The following is a 1302-nucleotide window of genomic DNA, read 5'->3' as shown; positions in this document are numbered from 1 at the left end:
TGTTTCGTGCCGGGTTCTTTAGAGGCTCGGAACCAACGCTTCGTCCTGCTCTGACACCGATACCTGCTGGTAGAAGTCGTCCTCGAACTCCGCTGGCGGGACCAGCCCGATCTCGCCGTGCAGGCGGCGATGGTTGAACCAGTCCACGTACTCGGCCACCGCGATCTCCACCTCGTCCAGCCCCCGCCACGGACCCCGGTTGCGGATCAGTTCGGCCTTGAACAGCGAGTGGAACGCCTCGGCCAGAGCGTTGTCGTAGGAATCGCCGGTGGAGCCGACCGAGGCCACCGCCCCCGCCTCGGCCAGGCGCTGGGTGTAGCGCACCGCCAGATATTGCACGCCCCGGTCGGAGTGGTGGACCAGGCCATCGATCCGCCGGCCCACGTGTTGGCGGTTCCAGACCGCCATCTCCAACGCGTCCAGGGCCAGGTTGGTGCGTAGCGACCGCGAGACCTGCCAGCCCACCACGCGGCGGGAGTGCACGTCGATGACGAACGCGGCGTAGACCCAACCCGCGAAGGTGCGGATGTAGGTGATGTCAGCGACCCACAACTGGTTGGGCGCATCAGCGGTGAACGCGCGTTCTACCAGGTCCGGTCGAGTGTCGGGGGTCGTGGACCCTACCGTGGTGCGGGGCTGCTTGGTGCGGGAGATCCCGCGCAGCCCCGCCTGCTTCATCAGCCGCTGGACCGTGCAGCGGGCCACCCGGTGGCCTTGGCGGTTCAGCTCGGCGTGGACCTTACGAGCCCCGTAGACGGCGTAGTTGTCGGCGTGCACCTGGTGGATCTTGGCGGTGGTGGCCTCATCGGTGCGCGAGCGCGACGAGGGCGGCCGGGTCTTGGCGGCGTAGTAGGTGGACGGGGCGATGTGCAACGTGGTGCAGATCGGCTCGACCCCGAACTCCTGTCGGTGGATGTCGATGTAGGCGACTATCTGGTGTGTGGGCGGTCGAGCTCCGCCGCGAAGAAAGCCGATGCGGACTTGAGGATGGCGTTGGCCCGCCGCAGCTCGCGCACTTCGCGTTCGAGCTCGGCCAGACGCTGGGCCTGGTCGGTGGTGGTGCCGGGGCGGTCTCCGGCATCGACCTCGGCCTGGGTGACCCAGTTGCGCAGGGTCTCGCGGTTGATGCCTAGCTGGTCGCCGATACGAGCGATCGCCCCTGGACGCGTAGCCGGGTTCCGGCGGGCCTCCACGACCATGCGGGTGGCGCGTTCGCGCAGCTCATCGGGGTACTTCCTCGGTGCTGGCATGTCTCTCATCCTTCCCAGGTTTGAGAGCCTCCATCACACCCGGCACGAAACA

General features: G+C 67.5%; 1 protein-coding gene and 1 other annotated feature. The gene reads right to left on the bottom strand.

Annotated features, from left to right (window positions below; all coding sequences use genetic code 11):
* Positions 1-18: 18 nt before the first annotated feature.
* Positions 19-1250, bottom strand: a protein-coding gene (locus ACYVHU_RS26645; RefSeq protein ID WP_498949917.1) for an IS3 family transposase whose coding sequence is annotated in 2 segments (ribosomal slippage) — positions 19-971 and positions 971-1250 — 1233 coding nt in all. Because the reading frame shifts where the segments join, the coding sequence is not laid out codon by codon here.
* Positions 859-972 (bottom strand) — a sequence feature (AL1L pseudoknot). It overlaps the preceding gene by 114 nt.
* Positions 1251-1302: the final 52 nt, after the last annotated feature.

It is taken from the genome of Marinactinospora endophytica (assembly GCF_054780875.1).
Note: the sequence above shows the minus strand (reverse complement) of the source record. Positions and strands in the feature narration are given on the sequence as shown.